General features: G+C 59.9%; 20 protein-coding genes and 1 pseudogene. 9 read left to right on the top strand and 12 right to left on the bottom strand.

Annotation, left to right across the window (positions count from 1 at the left end; translation table 11 throughout):
* Positions 1–624 (bottom strand): VUT family protein (locus ACTHL0_RS23685; RefSeq protein WP_440569418.1); only part of this gene is annotated, 624 nt, incomplete at its 3' end.
* Positions 625–644: 20 nt separating this feature from the next.
* Positions 645–1,475, bottom strand: coding sequence for an NADPH-dependent 7-cyano-7-deazaguanine reductase QueF (queF, locus tag ACTHL0_RS23680; RefSeq protein WP_440569421.1), 831 nt, complete (start codon positions 1,473–1,475; stop codon positions 645–647).
* A 200-nt stretch (positions 1,476–1,675) separates the two neighbouring features.
* On the opposite strand from queF, the gene ACTHL0_RS23675 reads away from it, so the two are divergent.
* On the top strand, positions 1,676–2,044 hold the full coding sequence (locus ACTHL0_RS23675) for a hypothetical protein (protein WP_440569417.1): 369 nt from the start codon (positions 1,676–1,678) through the stop codon (positions 2,042–2,044).
* 10 nt (positions 2,045–2,054) lie between these two features.
* On the opposite strand, the gene ACTHL0_RS23670 is transcribed toward ACTHL0_RS23675, so the two are convergent.
* Together ACTHL0_RS23670 and ACTHL0_RS23665 are read right to left on the bottom strand one after the other, a co-directional pair.
* Positions 2,055–2,366, bottom strand: coding sequence for a DUF4148 domain-containing protein (locus ACTHL0_RS23670; RefSeq protein WP_440569416.1), 312 nt, complete (start codon positions 2,364–2,366; stop codon positions 2,055–2,057).
* 156 nt (positions 2,367–2,522) lie between these two features.
* Positions 2,523–3,239 (bottom strand): glycine zipper 2TM domain-containing protein, encoded by a 717-nt coding sequence (locus tag ACTHL0_RS23665; protein WP_440569415.1) that lies wholly within the window; start codon positions 3,237–3,239, stop codon positions 2,523–2,525.
* 239 nt (positions 3,240–3,478) lie between these two features.
* Between ACTHL0_RS23665 and ACTHL0_RS23660 the strand changes: the two genes are divergently transcribed.
* Positions 3,479–4,801: a chloride channel protein gene (locus ACTHL0_RS23660; protein ID WP_440569414.1), complete on the top strand. Its 1,323-nt coding sequence runs from the start codon at positions 3,479–3,481 to the stop codon at positions 4,799–4,801.
* A 21-nt stretch (positions 4,802–4,822) separates the two neighbouring features.
* On the opposite strand, the gene ACTHL0_RS23655 is transcribed toward ACTHL0_RS23660, so the two are convergent.
* A complete protein-coding gene (locus ACTHL0_RS23655) occupies positions 4,823–4,984 on the bottom strand; it encodes a hypothetical protein (RefSeq protein ID WP_440569413.1) in 162 nt (53 codons plus the stop codon).
* A 249-nt stretch (positions 4,985–5,233) separates the two neighbouring features.
* Here ACTHL0_RS23655 and ACTHL0_RS23650 point away from each other — a divergent pair, with 249 nt between their 5' ends.
* Positions 5,234–6,466, top strand: coding sequence for an NAD(P)/FAD-dependent oxidoreductase (locus ACTHL0_RS23650; RefSeq protein WP_440569411.1), 1,233 nt, complete (start codon positions 5,234–5,236; stop codon positions 6,464–6,466).
* Positions 6,467–6,580: 114 nt separating this feature from the next.
* Positions 6,581–8,464: a chloride channel protein gene (locus ACTHL0_RS23645; RefSeq protein WP_440569410.1), complete on the top strand. Its 1,884-nt coding sequence runs from the start codon at positions 6,581–6,583 to the stop codon at positions 8,462–8,464.
* A 29-nt stretch (positions 8,465–8,493) separates the two neighbouring features.
* Here the strand turns inward: ACTHL0_RS23645 and ACTHL0_RS23640 are convergent, their stop codons facing one another.
* Positions 8,494–9,837: a hypothetical protein gene (locus tag ACTHL0_RS23640; protein ID WP_440569409.1), complete on the bottom strand. Its 1,344-nt coding sequence runs from the start codon at positions 9,835–9,837 to the stop codon at positions 8,494–8,496.
* A gap of 292 nt (positions 9,838–10,129) precedes the next feature.
* Between ACTHL0_RS23640 and ACTHL0_RS23635 the strand changes: the two genes are divergently transcribed.
* Positions 10,130–10,324: a DUF1653 domain-containing protein gene (locus ACTHL0_RS23635; protein ID WP_440569407.1), complete on the top strand. Its 195-nt coding sequence runs from the start codon at positions 10,130–10,132 to the stop codon at positions 10,322–10,324.
* 171 nt (positions 10,325–10,495) lie between these two features.
* Here ACTHL0_RS23635 and ACTHL0_RS23630 read toward each other — a convergent pair whose 3' ends face one another.
* Genes ACTHL0_RS23630 through ACTHL0_RS23620 form a run of 3 tightly spaced genes read right to left on the bottom strand, consistent with a single transcriptional unit; the run spans position 10,496 to position 14,229 of the window.
* Positions 10,496–11,827, bottom strand: a complete 1,332-nt coding sequence (locus ACTHL0_RS23630) for an MFS transporter (RefSeq protein ID WP_440569406.1) — start codon at positions 11,825–11,827, stop codon at positions 10,496–10,498.
* Between the two features lie 41 nt (positions 11,828–11,868).
* Positions 11,869–12,663, bottom strand: a complete 795-nt coding sequence (locus ACTHL0_RS23625) for a citryl-CoA lyase (RefSeq protein ID WP_440569405.1) — start codon at positions 12,661–12,663, stop codon at positions 11,869–11,871.
* Between the two features lie 9 nt (positions 12,664–12,672).
* On the bottom strand, positions 12,673–14,229 hold the full coding sequence (locus tag ACTHL0_RS23620; RefSeq protein WP_440569404.1) for a class I adenylate-forming enzyme family protein: 1,557 nt from the start codon (positions 14,227–14,229) through the stop codon (positions 12,673–12,675).
* A 264-nt stretch (positions 14,230–14,493) separates the two neighbouring features.
* Here ACTHL0_RS23620 and ACTHL0_RS23615 point away from each other — a divergent pair, with 264 nt between their 5' ends.
* The gene (locus tag ACTHL0_RS23615; RefSeq protein WP_440569403.1) at positions 14,494–15,264 is read left to right on the top strand and encodes an IclR family transcriptional regulator; all 771 of its coding nucleotides are present in this window, start codon (positions 14,494–14,496) and stop codon (positions 15,262–15,264) included.
* 239 nt (positions 15,265–15,503) lie between these two features.
* Here ACTHL0_RS23615 and ACTHL0_RS23610 read toward each other — a convergent pair whose 3' ends face one another.
* Entirely contained in the window at positions 15,504–15,701 is a 198-nt protein-coding gene (locus ACTHL0_RS23610; RefSeq protein WP_440569402.1) for a hypothetical protein, read from the bottom strand.
* 438 nt (positions 15,702–16,139) lie between these two features.
* Between ACTHL0_RS23610 and ACTHL0_RS23605 the strand changes: the two genes are divergently transcribed.
* Positions 16,140–17,408, top strand: a complete 1,269-nt coding sequence (locus ACTHL0_RS23605; protein ID WP_440569400.1) for an acyltransferase family protein — start codon at positions 16,140–16,142, stop codon at positions 17,406–17,408.
* A gap of 105 nt (positions 17,409–17,513) precedes the next feature.
* Here ACTHL0_RS23605 and ACTHL0_RS23600 read toward each other — a convergent pair.
* Together ACTHL0_RS23600 and leuB are read right to left on the bottom strand one after the other, a co-directional pair.
* Positions 17,514–17,924: pseudogene (locus ACTHL0_RS23600) on the bottom strand (IS110 family transposase); the annotation flags it as partial.
* A gap of 227 nt (positions 17,925–18,151) precedes the next feature.
* Positions 18,152–19,246: a 3-isopropylmalate dehydrogenase gene (leuB, locus tag ACTHL0_RS23595; protein ID WP_440569399.1), complete on the bottom strand. Its 1,095-nt coding sequence runs from the start codon at positions 19,244–19,246 to the stop codon at positions 18,152–18,154.
* A gap of 292 nt (positions 19,247–19,538) precedes the next feature.
* On the opposite strand from leuB, the gene ACTHL0_RS23590 reads away from it, so the two are divergent.
* Together ACTHL0_RS23590 and ACTHL0_RS23585 are read left to right on the top strand one after the other, a co-directional pair.
* On the top strand, positions 19,539–20,180 hold the full coding sequence (locus ACTHL0_RS23590; RefSeq protein ID WP_440569398.1) for a glutathione S-transferase family protein: 642 nt from the start codon (positions 19,539–19,541) through the stop codon (positions 20,178–20,180).
* Between the two features lie 132 nt (positions 20,181–20,312).
* Positions 20,313–20,651 (top strand): 2OG-Fe(II) oxygenase, encoded by a 339-nt coding sequence (locus ACTHL0_RS23585; protein WP_440569420.1) that lies wholly within the window; start codon positions 20,313–20,315, stop codon positions 20,649–20,651.
* Positions 20,652–21,440: the final 789 nt, after the last annotated feature.

The raw sequence follows: 21,440 nt of genomic DNA, 5'->3' as shown, positions 1-21,440 counted from the left end.
GGTCGAGGCCACGAACGTGCGCGCGAACTCAAGCGCGAGCGCGGGGTAGGCGGCTGCGAGTGTCGGATTTTGCGCTTCCCAGCTCGGTAGGCCCGGCGGCAGCGTGAGCAGCCACGTCCCGAGCACGAACATCAGGTTCACGGCCAGCCCGCCCCAAATCACCATTCGGCTCGCCCGGAATCCATATACCTCCGTGATGATCGTACTGAACGCGTACGTCATCGGAAAGGCGATCAATGCGGCCGGAATGCCAACCGTGAAAGGGCTGGCGAGCGGCAGCCAATCGAGTTTGACCTCGATCACGCGCGCGCCTGTCACATTCGACAGCATCAGAAACCCGACGTAGATCAGCGCGAGCAGCAGCACGGCGGGCGTCAATTCGTGTTTGCGCGTGGGGAAGTAGGAGAGCGGCACGAGCTGATCCGTATAGGTGGCCGCGTTCAGAAAACCGATATGGGCGACGTCTTCGCGCGAGAATTTGTCGAGCCACGTCTTTTTATGCAGCTCGCGCGGCGACATCTTGAACGTGGCGCCGGAATCGCGTACGCGCACGAGAACCAATGGCTCTGTGTTGTCGGCCGACGGCTCGATGACAGCTTCGATTTCGTGAGAAGCGTTTTCCATGTTCGGACCTCGTGCAGGGGTCATTGTCGGATCAAGCGCGTATTAGCGAACTGCTCCAGGGGCTCGCTGCTGCGAATCGGGTTGATATCGAGTCCTCCGCGGCGCGTATAGCGGGCCCACACCGCCAAGCGCGTCGGCCCGCATCGGTCTTGGATGTCCTTGAATATGCGCTCGACGCATTGCTCGTGAAATTCCTCGTGATTGCGGAACGAGACGACATATTTGAGCAGGGCCGCGCGATCGATGCGAGCGCCTTCGTAGGCGACGCACACCGTACCCCAGTCGGGCTGGCCCGTCACGAGACAGTTCGATTTCAACAGATTGGAATAGAGTGTCTCGCTGACGTGCTCGTCATGCGTCGCGAGTACCTGCGGATCGACCGTGAATTGTTCGACGGCGATGTCCTGATCGTCGATCGATATCCCATCGGGCATACCGATGCGCAGTGCAGACGCATTCTCCAGCGATTCGAGGACGACCGAAACGGGGGCGCCGGCGCATTGAGACAAATCGCGCGCGGCAACGCGCTCGACTTCAGCCTGATCGGCGAACGATGTATTGTTGAACGTGTTGAAGTACAGCTTCATCGATTTGGACTCGATCACGTTCGGAGAGGCGCAAGGCACGACGATCGTCGCGACGGCGACGCGCGGCAAACCGCGGGGCGTGAGCCATGACACCTCATAGTGATTCCATACGTCTACGCCAAAAAACGGCAATGCGCCTGTGATGCCGATTTCCGCGCGTTTGATCGTTCGCGCAATGGCGAAAAGTTTATCGGGATTGTAGGTGGATTCGTACTTGGATTGTTTGCCCAGCTCCATCGGGCCTTGGTTCGATAACGAATTCATCATTTCCAATGGGCGATTTTTGGTATTTTCTCTCAGAATCAGAGCGGCCGAGATCGAATGACGAGGCGAGTGAGAATCTCGCCCGCCTTGGTACTCGACCGCGAACGGCGGTACGGCCTGCCTCGGAAGCAGCCTACGGATAATACTGCATGCCGTCGCGATCGCGCACAATCGTTGGAATAACGACGATAAAGACGGACATGTTTGTCTTGTTCGGCGGCGACGGTCGAAGCAAGCCTATCAAGGTTGATAGTATTGCGCCAAGCAAGGTTGAGATATTATGCAATCTCATCTTGAGAGTTGCATTTTTGCAATACTTCCGCTCTGCCGATAATGGCATCGTTCGTTTGCGTGCAGTAGCGCTCGCCAGCGGGATGCCGATGTGCTCTCACAAACACGGTTCGCCCAATGCCGTGTTCCCGCCTGTTCAGTTTTCGTTTTGTCCTCGGATACAGGCGGACTCGCCGCGCCCCTTCTCATTTCCTCGCAGGGGCGCGGCTTCTTTCATCTTTGCTGATTTGCTGATTCCGATGCGAGCGCCGCTACGCGGCGGCTTCGTATCGGTGTAGCGGAACAATGTCAGTGATGGTCATACATGGACCGCCACGTGTGCCGGGGCGTCATCGGTGAACCCGATTGCATCGTTCCGGTCGACGCGCCGCCAAATCCCGTAGACGGCGCGTTGACGTCCCCTTGCGCGGCGGTGCGTGCTTCGGCGGCCTGGATGTCGGCCGGATAGTGGAGCTTGCTGGGCTTGTAGCCGTTTTGCCTGAGCTGGATCAGTTGGTCCTGCACTTGTGCGCGCGTCAGCGGTTGGTTGGACGATTGCGCGAATACCGCGGCAGGGACGAATGCCAGGGCGAGAGCAACAGTTCGAATCGAGCACTTCATGATCGGCGCCTCCTGTTACATGGTGTGGCCGTGCGCCTCGATTACGTGCGGCCTTCGATCAAAGTCTGGTCGGCCAAACTTAAGGCTTGGTTAACGCGGCGGCCGCCTGGCGCGCCGTGTTTCGAGCCGTTTCCGTTTGTTTCGTCTGATGGCAGCTTACGCCGCGCTCAACGATTCGCCGGTGACCCGAACGTGTTCGCCCGGTTGGAACGGAGGCTGACTCGTGTAGTTGAAGTTGCGATAGCTGCCGTCCTGCATCCGCACTTGGACCTGATACGACGTCGCCTTCCGGACTTCATGTTCGATGCCGTTGCCGGCGAAGCCGCCGCCGACGGCGCCCGCGATCGTCGCAAGCGTACGTCCGCGACCGTTGCCGAATTGATTGCCGAGCAAACCGCCAGCGATCGCGCCGCCGACGGCGCCGACGCCCGTCGTGGGTTCGGGCGACTGCACCGCATTGATCGCGACCACTTCGCCGGCATTCGGATCATAGGCGGAGGCGCGGGGTGCGGGTGAGCCATAGGCGCCGGAGTTTCGATAGGTATCGCCGGCCTCGCGGTAGTCCGGCCCTTGCGCGGGCGTTTGCCTCACCACATGATGATGTTGCCGGGCCTCGCGGGCTGCTTCGCTGCTTTCCGGACGCGTAGCGCTGTAGGCGGGTGCGGCCGTCACCGGCGCGCTGGCGACCCGCGCGCTTTGCATGATGGCCGACGCCCCTTGCTCCGGTGGCGCCGAGACGGCATGCGACGTGGGCAACCAGCCGGTAATGGCGGCGACGCCCGTCGCGCTGACGAGAATGACTGCGACGGCCGCGGCCGCGATCAACGGATGAATGCGAGCGTTTTGCGGATTCGAGGGCAGATTGGCGTTCATGAGAGACTCCTGGTGAGGATGTCCCTAAAAACGCGTCGCGAAGTGAAGCGGTGGACCGTCAAGTGGTGACATTTGTAAGGACTTGTAGCGACGAACCCCGGTGTCTGAAGCGTTCCATTCTTCGCGGATAGTGAGGCGAGACCGGTGGCGATCGTTCCCTTGCGCCGACGGTAGCGGCCGAAGACAGCGAGCGCACGGTCAGGCCGGTATACTTGCGCTTTCGCGTGCCATATCGAGTCATGCAAATCCGAGTACCGACCGACAAACTCTCCTTTCAGCACGCCTACAAGCTGTGGCTGCACTATGGCGTATTTTGGATAGGTGCCATTGTCGCAGGGCTGATTGCGGTGCTCTATGCCCGTCTCATCGATTTCGGGTACGACCTGTTTCTCAAGCGCGTGGCGCATAACGTATGGCTGCCGCTGCTCGTCACGCCCGCGATCAGCGCGGCGTGCGTGTGGATCACGAGGCGTTTTTTCACTGGCGCCGAAGGCAGCGGCATCCCGCAGGTGATTGCCTCGTTGCACGGCCCTCGTGAATTGGGGGACCGCTTGCTGACGATCCCGATTCTGATCGGGAAGATCTTCGTGTCGTTTCTCGCCATCCTCGGCGGTCTGACCATCGGCCGCGAAGGTCCAACGATCCACGTCGGGGCTTCGTTGATGTTCAGCCTGCGGCGGTTCTATCCGGAGCGGTTTCGCGCGATCCACGGTGCCTCGCTCGAACGCAAGCTGGCATTGGCTGGCGCAGCCGCGGGATTGTCGGCGGCCTTTAACGCTCCGCTTGCCGGGGTGGTGTTTGCCATCGAAGAACTCACGCGCAGTTTCGAAGCCCGCACGAGCGGGGTGCTGATCACGGCGATCATCTTCGCCGGTGTCGTATCGCTGGGGCTGCAAGGCAACTACGTGTACTTCGGAACGATCGACGTGGGGCCGCGTCTTCCGGATCTGCTGGTGGCTGCGGTGCCTTTGGTGGGCTTGCTTGCGGGTATCGCCGGTGGCATCTTTTGCTGGCTGCTGCTGAATACTCAGCGCTGGATGCCGCGGACTGTTCTGGAGATGCGCGCGCATCGTCCGGTCGTGTTCGGCGCCGTATGCGGTGTGGTGGTCGCGGTGGTTGGCATCGTCAGTTCGGGCCACACCTTCGGCAGCGGCTACGCGGAGGCCCGCTTGATGTTGGAGGGCCACGGCAATGTCAGCGCGTTCTACCCGGCATTCAAGATGATTACGATGGTGGGTTCGTATCTACCCGGCGCGCCTGGTGGATTGTTCGCACCGTCGTTGGCGATCGGCGCGGGCATCGGCAACGTGCTGCATATGGTGTTCTCGCAAATGCAATTGCCGATGCTGATCGCACTAGGGATGGTCGGCTATCTGGCAGCCGTGACGCAAAGCCCGATCACTGCCTTCGTCATCGTAATCGAGATGATCAACGGACATGCGCTCGTCATCTCATTGATGGCGACGGCATTGATCGCAAGCCGTGTCTCGCGGTTCTTCGCGCCGCCGCTCTATGAAGCATTATCGGAGCGCTACTTGCCGAAGTCTCATGACCACGGCTGACGCTGTAGGCTTGAAAGCAGGTTAGTCGACGAGACGAATCCCGAACACCGTCGCTTGCGAAAGGCGCACGCGTTCAGCTTCACGATGGCGCGCTTCGAACGAATAGTCGGAATCGAGCGGAAGGTGCGGCGAAGCGAAGAAATCGCTGATCTTTTGAATGACGGCGAAGAAAACGAGGCTCATGGCGACTCCCGGTTGAATGCGTTTAGGGGTTATCCCTTAGTTCGCATTCTAGGGTTTTCCCTATCGGAAGTCTAGTGCGCTGCACAATTTTTTGCGGAACACCGCAACCAGTGCGTTGAACTGCGCATGTTGCGTTGCGCAATAACAACGACCGGCTCGCGTTCACGGGCCGCGAACACCGGTGTGCTCGACGACGACATCGCCGAAACGTTGCCAGCCTTCGAAGGAACCCCTGATCTCAAGGACCCTATGAAATTCGATGTGATTGTGTTGGGCGCGGGTATTGTCGGCGTGTGTGTCGCCGATCATTTGCAGCAGCAAGGCTACGCGGTGGCGCTGGTGGATCGAAAGGCGCCCGGCAGCGAGACGTCGTTCGGCAATGCAGGACTGATTCAGCGCGAGGGCGTCTATCCGTATGCGTTTCCCCGCGCCTTCAGTGATTTGCTGCGTTACGCGTTCAATCGATCGCTCGATGTCCGTTATCACCCCAACGCGATGGTCGAACTCGCGCCGTTTCTTTGGCGGTACTGGCGCAATTCGCATCCGGTGCGGCACGCCGAGATCGCGCGTGCTTACGCGACGTTGATCGAACACTGCGTTACGGAGCATCGCGCGTTGGCGCTTGACGCAGGCGCGAGCGAGCTGATTCGCCCGTCCGGATGGATGAAGGTATTCAGAACCCATGGCCGATTGGATCGTGAGCTGTCGCTCATGCAGCAATGGCAGCGCGAATACGGTATCGAGTTCGAAGCGCTCGAGCCGGCTCGCTTAAGGCAGATCGAGCCGGACCTCAATGATTCGTTGGTCGGTGCACTGCGATTTAGCGCGGCGGAATCGGTCAGCGATCCTGGCGCGCTGGTTACAGCGTACGCGCGGCACTTTGCACGGATTGGTGGACGTTTGTTCCTGGGCGATGCTGATTCGCTGCGTGATGGCTGGTCGGTCGATACGCAGGAAGGGCGCATCGAAGCGAAGCGTATTGTCGTCGCGCTCGGCCCGTGGTCGGGCCCATTCGTCACGCGGCTCGGGTATCGATTGCCGCTTGGCGTCAAGCGCGGCTATCACATGCACTACGAGGCAAGCGCGTCGGCGCAACTGCATCACCCCGTGCTCGATATCGAGAATGGCTACCTATTGGCGCCGATGACGCGCGGCATCCGCTTGACGACGGGCGCCGAGCTGGCACAGTTCGATGCGCCGAAAACACCCGCGCAACTGGAGGCGGTGGAACCGATTGCACGCGAACTGTTTCCACTCGGTGCGCGTGTCGATAGCGAGCCCTGGATGGGCCGGCGTCCGTGCACGCCGGACATGCTGCCGATCATCGGACCGGCGCTTCGGCGCGAGGGCGTGTGGTTCGCGTTCGGGCACGCACATCACGGGTTGACGTTGGGACCTGTGACGGGCCGCTTGCTGGCGCAAATGATGTCAGGGCAGGAGACGATCGTCGATCCTCGTCCGTTCAGCGTCGAACGGTTTTGAGCGGCATGTAGGATGCTACCTCCCTAACCAGCCAGCCCGCACACATTGCATCACGTTGTGATATATATAGGGCCGTTGGCCGGAGTGGGTTCGGCCGCTCGAAAAAGGATGTTCATGAGCGAGCACAAGGGCGATTTCGCAACGGATGTCCGGCTCCTGCGCATCAGCGCGATTGCCGCCGCGGGCGGCGCACTGAGCACGGTCGCCGCGGACTTTTTGCTGCACCTGATTCGTCTGTTCAACAATCTGTTCTTTTTCCAGCAGATTTCGGCGGCGAACCGCTCGCCGTCGGAGAACGTGCTCGGGTGGGCGGTGATTGCAATACCCGTCATCGGCGGCTTGCTCGTTGGCTTGATTGCTCGCTTCGGTTCCGAGCAGGTTCGTGGGCACGGCATCCCCGAGGCCATCGAGGCGATCCTGTTCGGTAAAAGCAAGATGTCGCCCAAAGTGGCGATCCTCAAGCCGCTGGCCTCGGCGATCGCGATCGGCAGCGGCGGCCCCTTCGGGGCCGAAGGCCCGCTCATCATGACCGGCGGCGCAATCGGCTCCCTCGTCGCGCAGTTCTTCCACCTATCCAGTGCGGAACGCAAGGCGCTGTTAGTGTCCGGCGCCATCGCGGGCATGACGGCCGTATTCGGCACGCCCGTAGCCGCCGTCCTGCTCGCCATCGAGTTGCTGCTGTTCGAGTTGCGGCCTCGGAGCCTGTTGCCGGTTGCCATCGCATGTGCCGTGGCAGGGTTCACGCGGCCGCTGCTGCTGGGTTCTGGCCCGTTGTTCCCGCTCCATACCCTACCGCTCGGTCCGATCGGCATCGTCTCGTCCGCCATCGCGGGGTTGGTGGCGGGGGCGTTGTCGTGGGGGCTATCGACCGCGCTCTATAAGGTGGAGGATGCGTTCGGCAAGCTGCCGATCCATTGGATGTGGTGGCCGGCGCTGGGCGCGATCGCCGTAGGTATCGGCGGCTATTTCCAGCCCCGGGCGCTCGGTGTCGGCTACGACGTGATCGGCGATCTGCTGCAGGGACACCTTGTATTGCACGCGGTCGTCTGGATCGTCGTAGTGAAAGCGATCATTTGGGTCATCGCACTCGCGTCGGGCACTTCCGGGGGCGTTTTGGCCCCGTTGCTGATGATGGGGGCGGGGGTGGGCGCGATCGTGGGTCCATACATGCCGGGCGGGGACCCGGCGGTTTGGCCGCTCATCTTCATGGCAGCTGCGCTTGGCGGCATGATGCGCGCACCGATCATGGCCGCCGTGTTCGCCTTCGAATTGACGGGCGATGCGAACGCCTTGTTGCCGTTGCTGGCGGCGGCCGCCGTTGCGTACGGCTTTACCGTCTTGCTCATGCGTCGATCGATTCTCACGGAAAAGATCGCGCGGCGCGGCTATCACATCTATCGCGAATACAGTATCGATCCACTCGAACGGCATTATGTCGAGGAGGTCATGACGCGCGGTGTCGCGACGATCGACGCGAAAACGCCGATCGCCGACGTCCTCAGCGATTATTTCGGCGCCAAACAGAAGTTTCGGGCGTATCCGGTCGTTCGGTCAGGGGCGCTCGTCGGGATCATCGATAGAGGGATGCTCGATCGCGCATCCGCGGCGGACAAGCGGGCCCCGGTGGGTACATTGTTTGGTGCACCCGTGCCCGAGGTTGCGTTGCCGGGCGAGACGTGTAGAAACGTCGCCGCTCGCTTGGCGGTGAAGGGGCTTGACCGCGTTCCGGTGGTGGAAGACGAGAAAACCTATCGCCTGGTTGGCATCGTGTCGCGATACGATCTGCTCAAGCCGTCCACCGCGGTATTCGCCGAGGAACGCGAGCGGGAACAGTTCCGACACCTATGGACGACCCGGAGCGAGGAGGGCGCCTCGCCTCAACTGGGCGACGACGTACCAGCCGAAGGCGCGGGCGTCGTCCGCCAAAAGATCTCGGCGCGGGAACACGTGGACGGCCAAGGGCGGACCAGTCGATCGCCGGTCGTGCGGCAGGATTGAGCCGCACGCACGGTTCATCGAAAACGCGATCAGTTAACCTTGGCCCATTCCGCGCGAATCAATGCACGAAACTCGATGTATTCCCAATCAGAGTTCGGCGTGAAATGCTTGATCTTCTGATCGCCGTCGATGTAGTCGAAGTACTCCCAATGAATCGTGTCGTTGTCGGGGTATCGGTAGCACTGAATCGTCGCCGTCATGTTCCCCGGAGGATTGCGGTTCACTAATTTATGAACTTGATAGTACTCGGGCGTCAGGTAGGTCACTTCACCGGAGTGGAACACCGCCTCCGTGAAAAAGGCTGTGACGCTCGGGCTGAGTTCCGGGTATAGCTCGACCCAAATGTCGCCGTGCAACACCTTGATGACGGCGCAAGCCTCGCCATGATCGTGAATCGGCGAATAGTGATTGCCTGGCCAGATTTCCAGCACGTAGGGGGAGCCGGGTGAGTCCCCCTTGTTGGGGCCGATCGTAATACGCAGATAGGTTTCGTTCGGGTCGTCCTTCCCGAACTCTTTGGCCTTGTCCTGCAGCTTTTTATAGCAAATGCAACCCGGCGTGATGATGCTGTAGTTGATCGCCTCGGCGAAATCGGGGAAGTCGGGGGTGTTGAGCTCGACCGCGGGGCCCGCGACGTTGCCGTACAGCACCTGGCACGCGCCTGGCAGACTCGCCACGACCGTTGCTTCGTTGCGCGCGATCATGTCCAGCGAAATCCGCTCGCTCGGCACCAGGACCGGCGGCGGAGCGAGCACCACCGGCAAGGGCCACAGCAAGTGCGCGATCGCGGCCGGCAGCGGGGTGCCCGCTTGCGTCGCCAGCCCGATGTAGCGCAATTGCTTGTAGTCTCCCGCCGCTTCGATCGCGGCTTGCTTGTGCGCCTCTCTACGCGCTTTCGCTGTTGCTCCGGCAGGGAGCGTGGGGGCCGGTGCAGGCTTGATCGGAAGCGGTGCCTCGAATCCGACGAGCTGCGGCAGCATTTCTCCTTTGCCGAATCGAACGCGCGCGTTGAGATAGTCCAGACTCATCCAGTACGAAATCGCGATATCGGGATCGAGCAGCGCTTTCTTCGCTGTGGTTTCGGCGATGATGCCGTCCGGGCCCGTGCCGTTGTCGCGGCGCAATGACGTCGTTTGCAAACCGACTTCCAACACAAGCAGCGTGCCGTTTACGTTCCTTTCCGAGCCAAGCACGATACGGAAAGGCTGATCGGTTTTAAAGGTAAACGAAATTGTGCCTTGGCCATGCACGGGAAATTCATAGTGGGTAAATGCGACGGGCCAACCGGCGTCAGACGCAGCGCCGACCGGTTCCGAGGTACGGGTGGGAAACAACTGCTGCAACGGGGCGCGGGTTTGCGGGACCAGCTTCATGGATGTGTCCTCCAGATCTCGTGAGGGTGCTGTGATTCGTGTCAGCCATGGCGCCGGTCTTGTGCTTTCTTATGCTCGGCTCGGTCGGAAACGACTATGGCTTAAATCAGTATCGCAGCTGGATTGCTCAGCCGGTCCTGTCAGAATTGACGGTTCCGGCTCCCCCGATTTGCCGATGGCTATGGGCTGTTCGGGTACGATATTGCCGTCGCGCGATGGCGGGCGTCCGCCACGCAGGTCGCTCTTGCCACTTGTGGGAGCGTATTGATGGGTTTACAGACAGGGAAGAGATATGGCGGTCCGTTATCGGCACTATAAAGGCGGCATATACGAACATATATGCGAGGCGACAATGGAGGCCGATCTGACGCCAATCATCGTATACCGGGCTGCGAACGGTTCGATCTGGTGTCGACCGAAATCTGTCTTCTTCGAGCGGGTCGAAGTGGACGGCGTGAAGGTTCAGCGGTTCGAAGAGATTCGCTGATCGGCCGGTTCGCCGGCCATCGGCCAGGGCTCGAGGAACCGTTCATCGAGCGTTTCGAACGCTGGCCGCACGAAACGCTGCGAATTTCCGGCAAGTCGGGCGCGAATGTCAGTGGTGCAGGCACCGTCATGTCGAAGTCAATGCGACGCGCACGAAAATCGGTGTTGCGCCTCAGGATGCGAGTTCGGCAGGTGCCGGCACGTCGCGTTCTCTTCCGGTGCGGGCGAACGTCAGCGTGAGCAGCGCGGCAACGACGAGAAAACCCGCCAGCACCATGAGAGACCCGTTGTATCCACGCGTCTCCTCCTTGATCCACCCGACGATATAAGGTCCAAAGAACCCCGACGAGTTGCCGATCGAGAGAATCAATCCAAAACCGCCAGCCGCGGCGCGTCCGGTCAGAAAGGTCGAGGGCAACGCCCAGAACGTCGCCAGGAATCCGAAGCCGCCGATAAGCGCAACGCCCAGGCCGGTCATGACCAAAATGCGAGCCTCGAACAGGCCGCTTAGTGCAAGGGCCGACGCACCCACGAGGCATGTTGCGACGACATGAGCCACACGCTTGCCGGTGCGGTCAGAGCTTCTTGCCCATAGCACCATGCCGATAGCACTGACGAAATTTGGAATCGCGCTCACGAAACCGACCGTTACAGTGCTCAGCCCGAACGACTTCAAGATCTGCGGCAGCCAATAATAGACACCGTTTAGCCCGATGAGGCCCGTCAAGTAAGTCATTGCAAGAATGACGACGCGCAGATCGGTCAATGACTGAAGCAGCGTCATGTGTCCGGCAGCCTCGATCGCCAAGCGCTCGGTGGCGAGTTCGGCTGTGATCCATGCCTTTTCTTGCCGCGAAAGCCAACTCGCCCGTTCGGGTGAATCGATTAGCGTCGCAACGCAGAAAATGCCTAAGCCGATCGCAGGCACGCCTTCCAGTATGAACAACCACTGCCAGGCCTTGAGCCCGCCCGTCCCATTCAAGCTGAGGATGCTGGCCGACAGGGGGCCGCCGATGACCGCCGCCATCGGCACACCCAACAGGAATGTGGCGATCGCTTTGGCACGCCAGCGGGCCGGAAACCAATCGCTCAAATAGATAAAGATGCCTGGCGCAAAGCCTCCCTCGGCAAGGCCGAGAACGAACCGCGCTGCCATGAGTTCGTGCGGTGTGCGCGCGGCGGCGCAGATCATCGTCAGCACGCCCCAGACAACCATGATGAACGCAATCCATCTGCGGGCGCCGAACCGCTGCAGCGCCAGATTGCTGGGGATCTCGGATAGGCAATAGCCGAAAAAGAAGGCCCCGACGATCCAGCCGAAGAGCGTCGGGGAGATGCCCAAATCGCGGTTCATCGTCAGCGCCGCAAAGCTGACGTTGGTGCGGTCGATATAGTTAACAAGGAAGCAAAAGCAAACGAACGGCAAAATTCGCCAACCCACCTTCGTCATCGTGCGGTCCGGCGATACGGTGCTCCTCGCGCTCTCATTTGGCATGGCATGCATGGTTTGTCTCCTTCTATCGTTTTTGCTTGTTGGCGCGTGGCTTATTTTCGATCAGATGCTTGAGCGTCGAATGGGATCGCCGCTTCGACCGTCTCCCAGATAAAGCGCCCGGAAGGGCACAACTGCTCTTCGACCACGTGAGAGACGAGGCCGGCCGCACGGCCGATCACCGCAAAGCCGCGCATGACCTCCGTCGGGACGCCCATCTCGCCCAGCAGCGCCGCGACCGCACCCGTCGCGTTGATCGTGATAGGCCGCCCGAAACGCGCATCCACCGTACTCGACAACAATTCCAACATCGCAATGTGTTCACCTTTCAACTCTGATTCGGCCCGGGCGAGTTCGAGCAACTTATAAGCGCGCGGATCGACCGGCTTGTGCAAGTGGTGCCCGAAGCCCGGAATGGCCTTGCGGGCTTCAGCGTATTCGTTGGCCACAGCGTGCGCCTCGGCCTTGGCGTCGGGCGCCGCCCTCAGCCGGTCGAGCAGGCGCGAGCAGTTTTCCATCGTGCCTACAAATTGGCTGCCTACCGCCAACAGGCCAGAGGCAACGGCACCTTGCAGGTTTTCCGGTGCGCTCATATAAATCAGGCGTGTCGCGATAGAACTCGGTGTCAGCCCATGCTCCATCAAGACGACCAGCACCATGTCCGCGATCCTGACATCGACGGGACGGACAGCGCGCCGCAGGATCTGCTGAAGCAGGACTTCCGTGAATGATTTCTTGCCCAGCAGATCTTCAACGAGATTGGCATTGCCGTAATGCAATGACGTCAGCGTGTGAGCACACAGCTGCGTGACCGGTGTCTCGCGCTCGTGCGAGTGGGAAGAGGGCATGATGATTCCTTAGAGGTTCGTACAGGTCGCGCCGACGGACAGCAGTCGATCGCGGACGGCCGCCTTCACGACTTTCCCGACGGACGATCGGGGCAGGTCGTCGTAGAAATGAATGTGCTTGGGTGTCTGGACCGGGCCGAGCCGCTCACGCACGAACGCTCGCAGTTCCGCTTCATCGGCCGACATGCCCGGGCGTAGTTGGACCGCGGCTTGTACCGCCTCGCCCCATTTTTCATCGGGGAGGCCGAACACCGTGCATTCGTGGACGGCTGGATGCCGGCCTAGCGTGTCCTCGACATCGACGGGGTACACGTTGAACCCACCCGTGATGACCACATCCCGGATGCGATCCTTGAGGTACAGAAAGCCTGTTTCATCGAGGTACCCTCGGTCGCCGGTGTGGAGCCAGCCGTCGACCACGGTTTCGGCTGTCTTGTCCGGCAACGCCCAGTAGCCCGTCATCACCAGATCGCCCCGCGCCACCACTTCGCCCACTTCCCCTGGGGGCAGGAGGGCGCCTTGCGGCGACATGATGGCAATCTCTGAAAACCACCCTACGGTTCCAACCGAAGACAAGCGCGAATCATCGGCCAAGTCTTCCGGCCGCATCACGGTCAGGATCTGCGGCGCCTCCGTTTGCCCATACGTGGTCGCGAGAACCGGGCCGAAAAAGGACCGGGCTTCGCGGATCTTGTGCGGCGGCATCGGCGCACCGCCGTATATCATGAGCCGCAGGTACGGGAAGTCTTCACGCGACGCCCCGGGCAGTCCCATCAGCATGTAGATCAGCGTCGGCGGCATAAAGCAGGCGGTGCCGCTGCGGTCTCGAAACGCCTCCCTCACACCTTCGGCACCGGCGTTCGCCGGCAGGACCAGGCAGCCACCCTGTGCCAGGACCGGCACGATGTAGGTGGACGTGCCGTGCGTGATGGGGGCAGCCACGACATAGCGATCGAGTTCATCGAATTGCCAGGCGTGAATTTGATTCACGATGTTCGCCATCCATGCGCGATAGGGCTGCATCACGCCTTTGGGCGTGCCCGTGGTCCCCCCCGTGAACTTGATCGCTTGCGATGCACTTTGCGGCGCATCGATGGGCGCGGGACGACCGCCCCGGTATCGATCGATCAGCTCATGCACTGTTGTTTGCGAGACTGCAACGCCATTCGGTTGCTCCGCAAACGTATCGGCGGGATCAATCCAGACGACGCGTTGCACGGATGCCTGCGCAAGTAGCGGCCGCGACGCGTGATCTGCTACCAAGATGGTCGGTTGCGTTGAGTCAAGAATCCGGCCGATCTCGAACTGAGTGCTGCGGGGGTTAAGCGGGATCCATGTCTTGCCGCTCGCGAGAACGGCCAGCAAAGCGATCAGATGGGTCCGGCTGTTCGGCGCACAGATGCCGACGCGGCTCTGCGGTGTGGGATCGATGGCTTGATAGGCCACCGCCAGCGCGGCAACGGCTTCGGAAAGCTCAGCGTAAGACATGAGCCCATCGGGGCCATCAATCGCAACGCGCTGGGGCCATCGCCGCGCAGCACGCCAGAAGAAATCAATCGGATACATCGACACAGGCTCCTCGTCGCTGCCGTTGGTGTGTGGTTCCTGCGATCGGGCAGGTGAGTGCATTGTCCGGTCACATAGCAACGAGAGGAAACAGAATCGTCCGCTAGACGGACGTTTTCTATCTTGGCGTCGAAATTTTGACTCGGCATTTTCCCTAGTGACAGCGCCGCCTTTTATCGCTTAGATAGGGTTTCTCTGCCCCATTTCCCGATCGATATGACTGTTGGCCTTGATAGAAATAACGTCCGCTTGCCGGACACTTCGATGCAGAACCAAGATGCGGGATCACGCACGCTGCGGCGCGGGCTGGATGTCCTCGCCGTCGTGATCCGATCCGGCAACGATGGGATCCGCGTGGCGGATATCTGCAGGTGCTGCGAATTGGAGCGAGCGACGGTCTACCGAATTTTGCAAACGCTGATTCATGCAGGCTATGTGGAGACGAGCGGTCGCTACCGTTACGTGGCTGGGACGCGTATCAACCAATGGCAGGCTGACGTCGCTCTGTCGCAATCACAAGTCGCGCACCGCCTGAAAACGATCCTGCAGCACGTGAGTGGCGTGACAGGCGATGCTGCCTTTGCGGTCGTTCGAGAGGGCCGCATGTCGTCCTGCATCGCTCGCGCAGTCGGCAGTCACCCGGTGCAAATTCTGGCGGTCGATGTCGGCATGCGGCAACCGCTGGGAGTGGGGGCCGCAGGGTTGGCATTGCTGGCAGCGCTGCCGGGCGAAGAGGCTGACGCCATCATTGCGCAGCACGGCGACACGCTTGCCGACTACGGGAATTTGAGTCCGAACGAGCTGCATACCCTGGTTAGGGCCACACGCGAGCGAGGATGGTCGGTGATCGGCAATCATGCTGCCAGAGGCGCGCTAGGGGTTGGCGTCGCCGTATGTGAGGAGGGTGGGGGACCGACGGCCGCCATTAGTGTTGCGGCGCCTCTCGAACGCATGTCGAGGCAACGGCAGGAGCTGATCGTGAACAGCATTCGTGCGGCGCTCGACACTGGCGAGAAAATGCGCGCCAGCATGTGAGGTCCTTGACCTCACGCATGCGCCAAGCCGTGCCTGCGGCACGTCGGGGATATCGCTTTCTACGGCGCTGTGCCATTCCCAAAGGCCGCCAAACTTTATTAATCCTGAAGAATCGTCCCGAAGAAAGAAATGTCGCATAACACATGAATTTTGGCGGACGTTGGGGGCAGCCGCCGAGCGACTTCGCTGTACGATTTTGTTTGTCTCGTCGAACGCGGCGCTTGTTAGGCTCAACCATGTCATATTGGGGCAAATTCCTCATCGTCTTGCTGTTGACTCTGAGCTTGCCGGTTCGGTCGCTTGCGGCCGTCTCGATAAAATGCGTCGCCGAACACGCCGGCGGTGTCGAGACGCCTGTCCAGCATGCCGATCATGCCGTGTCTGAAAGCCATGACGAACTGCACGCGGGGGTTCTGACGGAGAACGATCACTTTCATGACCACGGCGTCAGCCATAATGCGCATTGCTGTTCGACGTGCGCATCCTGCTTTGAGACCGCCTTGCCGGCCGTTGCCCTCGTTGCCGCGACATTGGGCGTAACGCGCGTCCTTACACACATTCCACCTTCCGCCGGTACCGTGTCTTTTCTGACCGGCGGCATCGAACGCCCTCCTCGCTACACGCTCCTCTAACTTTCCACGCCCCCGCGATATGCATTCGTGCCGGCGGTCCCGCCTGGACCCGCCTATGCCCGAATGAGACGGGCGCGTGCGGAATACGGCGGCGAACTGCCGGATAGTTGGTCGACACAACTGGGTCGGGCCACCTCGACCATCCGTTGTACACCTCAACTCAGGAGTGAGCGCGATGAAAAACACATTCGTCTCGATTGCAAAGGAAGCTCGGCGCTCCGGCCCTCACCAAGCGGAAAAGCCATGAAAAAGACGATCTTCGGCCTTGACGCCATGCGCTTCGTACTTGCCGTGTACCTCATGGTGTTCCATACAATCCACGGTTTTCCGCAGGCGGAACACCTCCCTTTGATTTGGCTAGCGGATCTTGGCGGATTTTCCACCAGCACTTTCTTCATGCTCTCCGGGTTCATTCTTACGTATGTTTACGTCGACGAAAGCGCCGGCGTGCGCGGCGGTGCGCGCAGGTTTCTCGTAAAAAGATTCTCTGAAATTTATCCGATAAATTTAATCGGTTTGATCTTATTCTCAGTCGTTTTGTTATTGAGCACTCAACCCTTTAATTCATTTTTATTGCCCACTTTGACAGAGGGGCATCGGCAGGCTGTGCAACTGAGTGCTGGTCGTGCGACGTTTCACTGGATCCTGAATATTTTGATGCTCCAGGTATGGAACGGGCACTACAGTTCGATCAACGCGCCGTCCTGGTCCTTGGGGTGCCTGCTGTTTTTCTACCTCTGCTTTCCGATGCTGGCCCCCCGGCTCGCAACCATGCGTCATCGAGCGATCGCGCTCATCACTTGTGGTGTGTTATTTCTGGTCCCGCCCGTCACGCTCGTACTAATCAAAGCGTACGGCCCATGGGCCCTCGGCACGATAGAACATAACCCGATCTTGCGCCTCCCCGAATTTCTGAGCGGCATCTTGCTATATAGCCTTTATGCGTCTGGTCGCTTGAAGTGGATGCTTGGCAGTTGCTGGCGCAAGGCCGCAGCAACTGCCTTCGTTTTGTTGTCGTTCCTGCTAGCGTCGTACCTGTTTGCAACGGGGCCGCTGTACTTGCTCTACATCATCCACAACGGTGCGTTGATGCCTGCCGAGCTAGCCCTCGTGGCGTTGTGTGCGGATGCTTCCGTACCACGATGGGCGGAGCAGACCGCCTCCAGACTGGGAAACGCGGCGCTATCGATCTTCGCGCTTCACAACGCTTTGTTTGCCATTGGGTTTAAAGGGCTTAAGTTGATGGCTATCAATGAGCCCCTATGGCGATGCGCCACGCATTTCTCCGCGTGCGCGGCAAGCGCGAGAGCGGTGGAGCCTTCGATGGCTTCCTATCCGCTTTACCTTATTTTTACGGTTATCGTAGCCGTATTTTTTCAGGAGCGTTGCTTCGTCCCTATCCGCACAGCGATACGCAAGGCGTTTCTGAAGCCGCAAGCCCGCACCGGGACGGGAGCCTCGTTACATTCCGCGAGCCCCGGCAACGCCGGGACGAAAGGTGCATCAACGTAAGGAACGCGCTCCTTGAGTCATTAAGTCAAGGCGCTGTGGAGTTTGAGAGAAGTCGCCGTCTGTCAGGATCCGCTTGGCGATGGGCATGATGGGCATCTTCATCGTGCTCCCGAAAGATCGTAGCCTGATGCCGGTTGACTCATCTTGCACGCTCGGCACGTAGACTGCCGACAAATCCCCGGCGCGCGGTGAACGTACCAACTTGATCGCATCGCGCCGATCCGTCTTCACGCGTTCCCCGGGCTTTCCCGGAATCAGTGAAGGCGCGCATACCATGCAGTCGAAACCTTGCTTGCTCAACCGCCGGTAGAGGCCGTAGCCACAAGGGCCCGCTTCGTAAACAACCTCCACTTGGGCGGCTTTCGACTGCAGCCGTTTGCATAGGCGATCGATGTCCGTCGGCGTCGCTCCAATCTTGCCTAGCGATTCAACGTCGCCGCCGTCGATGGCATAGGCGATCGTGATCGATTCCTTGTGCACATCCAAACCAACATACAGCGTGCTATCGTCGTTCATGCTGCCGCGTGGGGAGTTGCCGGGGTGCGGCCCGTGCCCACCCATGCGGCTCTGGCAGCGATGCTAACCTGCGTTCGATACCCTGCGCCAGGCCAGCCCCTGCCTCACTGGAAGTCATACTGACTTACCAGCTTCCTCTATTTCGGAAAATCGGACGTTCATGCAGCAGCGGTCCCACCGTCTATGGCATGACCGACTGAGACACTTCCCGGCAGACACAGCAGCGTTTACGAAACGGCCTCTTGCTTCGGGAGTGCCGCAGCGACCGCGTCGCCCATCTCGCGGGTGCCGACCTTCCGCGTGCCGGCTTCCCAGATGTCAGCCGTGCGCAGCCCTTGCATGAGCACACGCTTGACCGCCGTCTCAATGCGCCGGGCTTCATTGGGGAGGTTCAGAGAATGGCGCAGCATCATTGCCGCAGACAGGATGGTCGCAAGCGGATTCGCGATGTCCCTGCCAGCGATGTCCGGCGCCGATCCGTGCGACGGCTCATACAAGCCCTTGCCATTCGCATCGAGGGATGCAGACGGCAACATGCCAATCGACCCGGTCAGCATCGCCGCTTCGTCCGACAGGATATCGCCGAACAGATTGCCGGTGACAATCACGTCAAACGTCTTCGGCGCGCGCACCAGCTGCATGGCTGCGTTGTCGATATAGATGTGTGAGAGCTCGACGTCGGGATATTCGCTTGCGACCCTTGTTATCGTGTCACGCCAGAATTGCGAGGTTTCGAGCACATTGGCCTTGTCGACACTACACAGGCGCTTGCTGCGTTTTTGTGCCGCCTGAAAAGCGACGTGGGCCACGCGGACGATTTCCGGCGCGCTGTAACGCATGGTGTCAAATCCTTCGTCGTGACCCTGGAACTGCCCGTCGGGTGCGATACGCGTGCCTCGCGGCTCGCCAAAATACACGTCGCCGGTCAGGTCGCGGATGATCAGAATGTCGAGACCGGCAACAACTCCAGGCTTAAGCGTCGATGCTGCTGACAATTCCGGGTACAGTATCGCCGGACGCAGGTTGGCGAACAAAGCCAGATGCTTGCGCAGGCCGAGGATCGCTTGTTCCGGTCGCAGTGGTCGTTCGAGCCTGTCGTATTGCCAGTCGCCGACGGCGCCAAGAAGAATAGCATCGGCTGATTTTGCCAGCGCGAGCGTGCGCTCGGGCAGGGGGTGGCCGTGGATGGCATAGCCGGCACCGCCAACCGGTGCCTCTTCCAGCTCGAAGGGACAACCAAGCGCGTTGAGTACCTTGACGGCCTGCGCCGTGATTTCAGGACCTATGCCGTCACCGGGCAAAACCGCAATTCGGGGATTCATGCGAATGGAGTCTCTGTTGATTGAAGGACTCCAGACTAACCGAGGTGCTCCCATGGAAAAAGACTAAGCATTTATCCCGGTACAGATCATGCCACTCTGCCTGAACGCACTTGACTCGGCAGACGTGTACCGAAGGGGATCGCCGAACGTCCGCTCATGGCCGACCTCGGCCTGACGCCGGCCGGCGGCCGAAGATCGGCCGTCGATCGGCCGTAGATCGGCTATAGATTTGGGACTGACATCGGTTACGATACCGTTCCTTCTGGCGTGCGCCATTATACGAAAACGAACCATGTCCTACATTCTTTATTACGCGCCGGGTGCGGCAAGTATGGCAGTGCATTGGATGTTGCTTGAGTTGGGTGTGCCCTTTGAAACCAGACTCATTGAAATCGATACCGGCGCGCAACACTCCGAGGAGTATTTGCGTTTGAATCCAACGGGCCGCGTGCCGACGCTCGTTGTCGAAGGCGTACCGCGGCGAGAATCGGCCGCGTTATTGATGCTGCTCGCGGAACGGCATCCCGAGGCGGGCCTGGCGCCGGCGCAGAGTTCGCCCGCACGTGGCGAGTGGTATGAAATGATGGTTTATCTGGCCAATTCCGTGTTGCCGGCCATGCGCAACTGGTTTTATGCGGAGGACGATGGCGATCCGAAGTACGCGGATGCGGTGAAAGCGTTTTCATGCGAGCAAATTGAAGGGTCGATGGAATACTTGGAGGGTTTGCTTGCCGATGGACGCTCGTATTTGATCGACAATCGATTGAGCACGGCCGACTTTCTCGCCGTGATGCTCATGCGCTGGACTCGGAATATGCCGCGCCCGGCGACATCGTGGCCCAATCTTTCTCGTTTTCTCCATAGACTTCGCGCGATGCCTACGTTTTTGGAACTCAATGCACGCGAAGGGTTGACGGAGTGGATGAACCCTTGAACGAGATCGACGCAAACACGCTGTCCGTTGACGATTCGTCCGATTGCGACCGCAGGAATGGAAATCGTGTTCGGTGTCGCGCCATGTGATCGGGATTGAGGAGTGAGGCTCTTGGCAAGCAAGAACGAAAGGATGAAAGCGTTGAGTTGGCAACGTGGCCGGCAAGGCACCGGGTACGACAAGATGCGCTTGTTGTCCGGCGGGTGGCCTATCGGCTTCGACTGCTACCTGATTCGCTATCCGATAGGATCGCAGATACCTCCGCACAAAGACCCTGTCCGAACTGGAAGGCACTACCGGCTGAATGTTATCGTCTGGCGCTCGCCGAAAGGGGGCGAATTCATTTGCGAAAACCCGATCTTGTCGCTGCCGCGGATCAAGCTGTTCCGGCCGGATGTCTCGGAGCATAGCGTGACGGCCGTCGAAGGCGGTTCGCGCTATGTGTTGTCGATAGGTTGGGTTCTGAAATAGCGTTCAGCCATTGCAAAAGTCGTTACAGCAAAAATATGCCGCTTGAAACGGTTTGCTTCGATCGTGTCTTTGGTGTCGTGCAGACATTCCAGAACCGTAGATCGGTGACCTTATTCGGCTTCGAAAGCGCCGGCCGCAAGGAGTACTCGGTAGCGGTGTCAGGGAGGCCGCGCGTCGAGTCCGGGGTGACCATCACTGTCTACCTCGAGGAAGCCGGCAACTGGCAGACGCTGATTGGATGGCGTGACCATGAGAGCGGGGAGATTTTCTGCGAGCCCGAAGCGGAGCCGCTGTTTATGTGTGCGTGGAGCTTCGCGCTCTTTTGCGTGGTGGTACGTGGCGTGCGGTACGGTTCGAGCGTGCTTTCGTTGATCGCAGTTTTTGCGGTGTGCGTGTTTGCTGGGGGCGTTCGGCGTTTGTGCCTCCTGCGAAGGGTGCGGCGCGAATTGGAGGCTTCCGCATGGGAGGTGCCCAATAGCGCGGGCGTTTGTCGAATCATGCGGTCTGGTGAATGGTGTCCGCCCAGATTGGATTGTGATTTGACATAATCACAATTATCAACGGAACGGATGTAAGAGCAAAGTTCTAATGTCGTATCTGAAGGTGCGACGTTCAGTTGGACTCATTTCGGCGATGAAGCTGCGCCGTCCGGTCGAATCGGTTTGACGGTATGAACTCATCTCTTTGTCTCCTTGCTAATGTTTGTGAAACCGGTCTGGTGCCGCGTCCGGCGGGTCATCAGAAGCCATAGAGGCGGGCGGGATTGGTGACCAGGATGCGCCGGCGAGT

Origin of the sequence: Trinickia sp. (assembly GCF_051961175.1) — a bacterium.
GTDB lineage: Bacteria > Pseudomonadota > Gammaproteobacteria > Burkholderiales > Burkholderiaceae > Trinickia.
Note: the sequence above shows the minus strand (reverse complement) of the source record. Positions and strands in the feature narration are given on the sequence as shown.

Bases quoted from the DNA above. Each gene is read 5' to 3' on its own strand.
- queF (WP_440569421.1), bottom strand. From the start codon at position 1,475: ATGAATTCGTTATCGAACCAAGGCCCGATGGAGCTGGGCAAACAATCC.
- ACTHL0_RS23675 (WP_440569417.1), top strand. From the start codon at position 1,676: ATGTTTGTCTTGTTCGGCGGCGACGGTCGAAGCAAGCCTATCAAGGTT.
- ACTHL0_RS23670 (WP_440569416.1), bottom strand. From the start codon at position 2,366: ATGAAGTGCTCGATTCGAACTGTTGCTCTCGCCCTGGCATTCGTCCCT.
- ACTHL0_RS23665 (WP_440569415.1), bottom strand. From the start codon at position 3,239: ATGAACGCCAATCTGCCCTCGAATCCGCAAAACGCTCGCATTCATCCG.
- ACTHL0_RS23660 (WP_440569414.1), top strand. From the start codon at position 3,479: ATGCAAATCCGAGTACCGACCGACAAACTCTCCTTTCAGCACGCCTAC.
- ACTHL0_RS23655 (WP_440569413.1), bottom strand. From the start codon at position 4,984: ATGAGCCTCGTTTTCTTCGCCGTCATTCAAAAGATCAGCGATTTCTTC.
- ACTHL0_RS23650 (WP_440569411.1), top strand. From the start codon at position 5,234: ATGAAATTCGATGTGATTGTGTTGGGCGCGGGTATTGTCGGCGTGTGT.
- ACTHL0_RS23645 (WP_440569410.1), top strand. From the start codon at position 6,581: ATGAGCGAGCACAAGGGCGATTTCGCAACGGATGTCCGGCTCCTGCGC.
- ACTHL0_RS23640 (WP_440569409.1), bottom strand. From the start codon at position 9,837: ATGAAGCTGGTCCCGCAAACCCGCGCCCCGTTGCAGCAGTTGTTTCCC.
- ACTHL0_RS23635 (WP_440569407.1), top strand. From the start codon at position 10,130: ATGGCGGTCCGTTATCGGCACTATAAAGGCGGCATATACGAACATATA.
- ACTHL0_RS23630 (WP_440569406.1), bottom strand. From the start codon at position 11,827: ATGCATGCCATGCCAAATGAGAGCGCGAGGAGCACCGTATCGCCGGAC.
- ACTHL0_RS23625 (WP_440569405.1), bottom strand. From the start codon at position 12,663: ATGCCCTCTTCCCACTCGCACGAGCGCGAGACACCGGTCACGCAGCTG.
- ACTHL0_RS23620 (WP_440569404.1), bottom strand. From the start codon at position 14,229: ATGTATCCGATTGATTTCTTCTGGCGTGCTGCGCGGCGATGGCCCCAG.
- ACTHL0_RS23615 (WP_440569403.1), top strand. From the start codon at position 14,494: ATGCAGAACCAAGATGCGGGATCACGCACGCTGCGGCGCGGGCTGGAT.
- ACTHL0_RS23610 (WP_440569402.1), bottom strand. From the start codon at position 15,701: ATGAAAGTGATCGTTCTCCGTCAGAACCCCCGCGTGCAGTTCGTCATG.
- ACTHL0_RS23605 (WP_440569400.1), top strand. From the start codon at position 16,140: ATGAAAAAGACGATCTTCGGCCTTGACGCCATGCGCTTCGTACTTGCC.
- leuB (WP_440569399.1), bottom strand. From the start codon at position 19,246: ATGAATCCCCGAATTGCGGTTTTGCCCGGTGACGGCATAGGTCCTGAA.
- ACTHL0_RS23590 (WP_440569398.1), top strand. From the start codon at position 19,539: ATGTCCTACATTCTTTATTACGCGCCGGGTGCGGCAAGTATGGCAGTG.
- ACTHL0_RS23585 (WP_440569420.1), top strand. From the start codon at position 20,313: ATGAAAGCGTTGAGTTGGCAACGTGGCCGGCAAGGCACCGGGTACGAC.